Source organism: Nostoc cf. edaphicum LEGE 07299 (assembly GCF_015207245.1).
GTDB classification, from domain to species: domain Bacteria; phylum Cyanobacteriota; class Cyanobacteriia; order Cyanobacteriales; family Nostocaceae; genus Nostoc; species Nostoc edaphicum_B.
This window is the reverse complement of sequence record NZ_JADEXF010000706.1, coordinates 1-3,389: the sequence shown is the minus strand read 5'-3', so window position 1 is coordinate 3,389 and position 3,389 is coordinate 1. Positions and strand designations below refer to the sequence as shown.

The following is a 3,389-nucleotide window of genomic DNA, read 5'->3' as shown; positions in this document are numbered from 1 at the left end:
GTGTAACTGCTAAATAATTTTATCTTTGGACTGCAAAGAGTTTATTCTAATGAATGTAAAAATACTAAACTTTGCTTTTTTGTAGTAGTTAATATACAGAGATCACATCAACGTTCTAACATAACTAATTAGCAAAAAGCAGTATTTTAGTAAACTCTGATTTTTTGAGCGCCAGTTATTTCATGTCTCAAACTAAAAGCAGTTGCCACTGGAAGTTAGGAATAGTGAGTACTTTAGTAATTGCTAGAGTGCTCATTTTTGCTGAGAGTTTTGCTCTAGCTCAAAAAGATGCCACACTTGGATCTGAAAGTTCAATCATTACACCAAAGCTAATCGATGGTCAGCCTATAGACCAGATTGATGGTGGAGCAGTTCGTGGTAAAAGCTTGTTCCACAGCTTTGAAAAATTTTCTGTCTCTGCGGGAAGGACAGCCCATTTTAACAATGCCATCAATATTCAGAACATCATCAGTCGGGTGACAGGCAATTCTGTTTCTAATATAGATGGCATTCTCAAAGCTAACGGCACAGCCAACGTATTTCTGATTAATCCTAACGGCATTGTTTTTGGGCCCAATGCTTCTTTAAATATCGGCGGTTCATTTGTGGCGAGTACGGCGAGTAGTTTGAACTTTGCTGATGGTACAAACTTTAGTGCTACATCTGGTCAAACTGCACCTCTACTTACAGAAAGTGTTCCTATAGGTTTACAATTCGGAACAAATGCTCAACCTATCCGCAATCAATCCCAAGCAAGTCCAAATAATGCAATTAATACCTTCGCACAAGGTGTTGGTCTACAGGTGCAGCAAGGTAAAACCATAGCACTTATAGGCGGTGATATAACGCTAGAGGGCGGAAATTTAACGGCAAGTGGGGGAAGAATTGAGTTAGGAAGCGTTGCTGGCAATAGTTTGGTCAGTCTGAATTCAACGAATCAAAGTTGGGCATTAGGATATGAAGGTGTTCAAAATTTTCAGAACATTCAACTAACCCAGCAAAGTCAGATTCCATCTACTCTAGATACCAGTGGCAAAGGTGGCGGTAATATCCACCTACAAGGACAGCGCGTACTAGTAAGTGACGGTTCACAAATTTTGGCTCTGACTCTGGGAGCGCAACCGGGAGGAAATTTAACAGTGAACGCTTCCGAGTCTGTAGAACTTGGACTAAATGCGTTCTTGTCTACTGGAACTTTCGACACTGGAAACTCTGCAAATATAAATATCACTACCAGAAAGTTGATTGTCAAAGATGGAGCGCAAGTCTTAATGTTCAATGTTGGTTCGGGATTGGCGGGGCAATTGACCATCAACGCCTCAGATTCCGTAGAACTAATCGCAGGCATCCCCATTTCTCCTTTGCCAGATGGTAGTGATCTAATATCCAGTGGATTATTTAGTGCAACTTTTGGCGCTCAAAATGCTGGCAGCATAATAATTAATACTGGAAAGTTACGTATTGAGGGAGGGGCAGCAATATCAACAAGTTCTGAGGGTATACTTGGGCGTTTTTCTAACCAATTGATACCAGCTACAGGAAATGGAGGAGATTTGATAGTGAACGCCTCTGAGTCCGTAGAATTAATGGGAACCTCAGCAAATGGTTCTAGGCTCAGTAGCTTGTTTGCTGGCACTCAAGGGACTGGAAATGGCGGTAACTTGACCCTAACTACAGGGCGATTGATTATCAAAGATGGGGCGGCAATAACTGTGAGCAGTGAAGCTCGAAAAAATGTTAACTATCAAGGGGGTGTACCCAATTTAGGTCTAGCAGGCAAACTCAATATAAGCGCTCGTTCCATCTTGCTGGATAAAGGAAAACTCACATCTAATAGTGAGTCAGGTAAGGGCGGTGACATTGGGGTACAGGTGCAGGACTTATTACTGATGCGTCGTAACAGTCAAATCTCTACTAATGCCGGAGGTGATAAAACTGGCGGTAATATCACCATCAATGCACCTAATGGCTTCCTCGTCGCGACTCCCTTCGGAAATAGCGATATTACCGCCAACGCCAACTTTGGTTCTGGTGGTAAAATTGCGATCGCCGCTAAGAATAGCTTTGGGTTTGTGTCACGCACCCGTGCAGAGGTGGAAAGATTTGATCCAAAAGATATAAATCCGAATAACGTACCAACAAGTGACATAACTGCATTTTCTCAGCAAAACCCTTCATTAAGTGGCACTATACAAATCAACTCACCAGATGCTGACCCCAGTAAAGGATTAGTGGAACTACCCGTAAATCTGGTTGATGCTTCGCAGCAAGTTGCTGCTGGTTGTAGTTCTGGTGGAGAAATAGGAAGAAGTTCATTTGTTACTACTGGGCGTGGAGGAATACAAGCCGATCCTACAGAGCCATTGATAGCTGATGATGCAGTGCTAGCAGATTGGATTGCGCTCCCTCCAGAGAGTCAGAATCGGGCTGAGGGTATTGAGAAAAGAGCGGTTGTTCAGGCGCAGGGAAACACAGAAGAAAAATCACAGAAGGTTAATTCTGTCAATGAGCTTACTCAAATTGTAGAAGCCCAAGGGTGGGTAATGGATGCCAAGGGGAACGTGGTTCTGGTTGCTCAAGTACCAACTGCATCGCCCCATAACTCTTCACTCGTCGCTACATCTTGCACTGCTAATTAAAAATTGAGATTCTCATAACTTTTGTTGGTGCATTGGCGTAGACCGTCGTAGACATCGCTGCTTTGCAATGAACTTTATATGTAGCGATCGCTTTTTTTACTCAAATAGGTGTGAGTGCGATCGCTGATTTGCAATGAACTTTAATATAAGCGTATTGTCTTAATAAAGTTTGTGAGCTTATCCAAACCGTAAGCAGAGTGTAAGAGTTGAGGAGGTATCGATTATTCAATCATCTTAAGCGAGCAACGGTCAGTAGCCAGATTCATCAATGCTTTAATGAAATCCGGCAGAAATATATGAAGTTTTGTTAAACAATGCGTAATTATTACTAGCCAAGTTGAATTCATAATTATGGGAGTTCACAAGAGTGTTAAAAAACTAATGCTTTCGTGCCACTCTAGACTCTGTATTCTTGATTCATTTGTTGGCAAAGTGTACTAATCAAACTCACGTTAATTTAGTACATCACAAAACAGTTTTACACATTTACCAATCTCCAAGGAGAGCAAAATTTATGAATTCTCAGAACATACAACAGTCAACAGAGGATATTCAAAAGAAAAATAGTCAGAACTTGAAAAACTCTGAATCTAGGGGTGCAAGTCAAAATGATGGCGTATCAGGAGATAATTCTCAGGGCTTCCAAAATAGTATAGACGTTAATAAAACTGAATTTAATGATGCTGCTGAAGAGAAAGAGGTTCAGGATTTTGCCGAAGGAATCCTACCTATAAATAAGAAGCTAAATAG

General features: G+C 41.3%; 2 protein-coding genes. Both read left to right on the top strand.

Features of this window, described 5'->3' with window-relative positions; genetic code table 11:
• Positions 1-182 precede the first annotated feature (182 nt).
• The gene (locus IQ229_RS19300) at positions 183-2,639 is read left to right on the top strand and encodes a two-partner secretion domain-containing protein (RefSeq protein WP_194046514.1); all 2,457 of its coding nucleotides are present in this window, start codon (positions 183-185) and stop codon (positions 2,637-2,639) included.
• A 514-nt stretch (positions 2,640-3,153) separates the two neighbouring features.
• Positions 3,154-3,389 (top strand): hypothetical protein (locus IQ229_RS19295; protein ID WP_194046512.1); only part of this gene is annotated, 236 nt, incomplete at its 3' end.